We start from the raw sequence: 2,141 nt of genomic DNA on the forward strand, positions 1-2,141 counted from the left end.
CTCGCGAGGGTCGCGAGCACCCGGCTGTCGGAGATTCTGGCGGCGTACCACCGGGATCGCGGCACAAAGATCCTCACCGGGGCGCAGGTTGTCGGCCTGTCGGGTGACGACGGCCATGTTCGTGGCGTGCTCCTCGGCGACGGGACGCAGGTGCCGTGCGACATCGCCCTCGTGGGTATCGGTGCTCTTCCGCGGGACGAGCTCGCGGTGGCAGCCGGTCTGGCCTGCGAGCAGGGGATCCTGGTCGACCATCGGGCGCGCACCAGCGATCCGGCGATCTTTGCGATCGGGGACGTCACCCGTCGACCACTGACAGGTGTCGACGGACTGCAGCGGCTGGAAAGCATCCCCAGCGCGGTGGAACAGGCCAGACAGGCCACGGCCTCGATCGTCGGCGCGGCGCCTGCCCCCGCGGAAGTGCCCTGGTTCTGGTCCGACCAGTTCGACCTGAAGCTCAAGATAGCCGGAGTCGTCTCCGCGCCGCCCGGTACCATCCTGCGCGGCGATCCGGCGTCGGGACGCTTCGCCTTGTTTCATCATGTGGACGGAAAGATCACGGCGGTGGAGTCCGCCAACTCGCCGGGCGAGTTCATGGCCGGCAAGAAATTCATCGCCGGTGGTGAGCGGATCGATCCGACGAGGCTGGCCGATCCCGCCGTTCCACTTCGCGACACTGTCATCAAATAAACACGGAGTGCGCAATGCCCATGGTCACCTATGTTCTACCCGACGGCTCCGAACACGCGATCGACGTTCCTTGTGGACAAACCGTGATGGATGGTTCGGTTCGTAGCAATCTTCCAGGGATCGTCGCCGAGTGCGGCGGCAGCTGCTCGTGCGCGACGTGTCACGTCTACGTCGACCCGGACTCGCAGGCGCTGTTCGACGAGATGACCGACGAAGAACGCGAGTTGCTGGAGTTCGCCGACGGCGCGCAGGCCGACTCTCGACTGTCCTGCCAGCTCGTCGTCACCACCGAATGTGACGGCGTCCGCGTGACGGTGTCGGCCGCCAACGGTTGACCCGGATTTTTCCGGGAGGACCGTGGGATGGCTGTCCCCCGGTCGTCAATGCCACGTCGGTCTCCCGGCCGCGATTGGACCCATATCCGGAAGCCCGGCGGCCGGCAGTTCGACAGCCAGCACGCGAAATCAGCAGAACAGACGAGGGAGCAGACATGGATATCACTGCGGCCGTGGTAGCCGAGATCGGTGGAGAATTTTCGCTGGACAAGGTCTCCCTCGACGCGCCGGCGGCGGACGAAGTGCTTGTCGAGATTGCTGGTGTCGGACTGTGCCACACCGATCTGGCGGTCAAGGAGGGGCATCTTCCCTTCCCGTTACCCGGTGTCTTCGGTCATGAAGGCAGCGGCGTGGTGGTTGAGGTGGGCAGCGCCGTCACCAAGGTCAGAAAAGGCGACAGGGTTGCCCTGAGTTTCAACAGCTGCGGAAGATGCGCGCAGTGCAAAAAGGGTGCGCCGGCGTACTGCCACGAGTTCATGGCCTTCAACTTCAGCGGTGTTCGGCCTGATGGAACCAGTGCGCTGAGCCTTGCTGGAACCACGGTGGGCAGCAATTTCTTCGGGCAGTCGTCGTTTGGAACACACGCCATCGCGCACGAACGAAACGTGGTGAAGGTCTCCGATCTCGCTCCACTGAGTCTGGTGGGGCCGTTGGGATGCGGAATCCAGACGGGTGCCGGCGCGGTGCTGAACTCGCTCGACTGCGAAGCCGGCTCCTCGCTGGTGGTCCTGGGCAGCGGATCCGTCGGCCTGTCCGCCGTGCTCGCCGCGGTCGTCCGCGAACTCACCATGATCATCGTTGTCGAACCACTCCAGGCACGCCGGGACCTCGCCCTTTCACTGGGTGCAACCCACGCGATCGACCCGGCGGACGGGCCGCTGTCCGAGCAGATCCGTTCGATCGTCCCTGACGGCGTGGACTACGCGGTCGACACGACCGCGATCGTCCCCGTTCTCGAACAGACGTTGCTGTCGCTGGCGCACCGCGGAACCCTGGGGATTCTCGGCGTTCCAGCCGACCCGACGTCCGCGCTGTCGGTCAACCTGATTCAGGCCCAGGTGCTGGGAGTGACCATCACCGGGATCGTGGAGGGTGACAGCGACCCGGACAGGTTCATTC

General features: G+C 65.0%; 3 protein-coding genes. All 3 read left to right on the forward strand.

Annotated elements, in window-relative coordinates; translation table 11 throughout:
* The coding region (locus DD1DGNOD_RS11515) for an NAD(P)/FAD-dependent oxidoreductase (protein ID WP_165036621.1) at positions 1-687 on the forward strand (687 nt) is incomplete at its 5' end.
* A 14-nt stretch (positions 688-701) separates the two neighbouring features.
* Positions 702-1,022 (forward strand): 2Fe-2S iron-sulfur cluster-binding protein, encoded by a 321-nt coding sequence (locus DD1DGNOD_RS11520; protein WP_131766564.1) that lies wholly within the window; start codon positions 702-704, stop codon positions 1,020-1,022.
* Positions 1,023-1,177: 155 nt separating this feature from the next.
* Positions 1,178-2,141, forward strand: a 964-nt coding sequence (locus DD1DGNOD_RS11525) for an NAD(P)-dependent alcohol dehydrogenase (protein ID WP_131770100.1), incomplete at its 3' end; no start/stop codon positions are given.

Source organism: Candidatus Protofrankia californiensis (assembly GCF_900634765.1).
Taxonomy (GTDB): Bacteria; Actinomycetota; Actinomycetes; order Frankiales; family Frankiaceae; genus Protofrankia; species Protofrankia californiensis.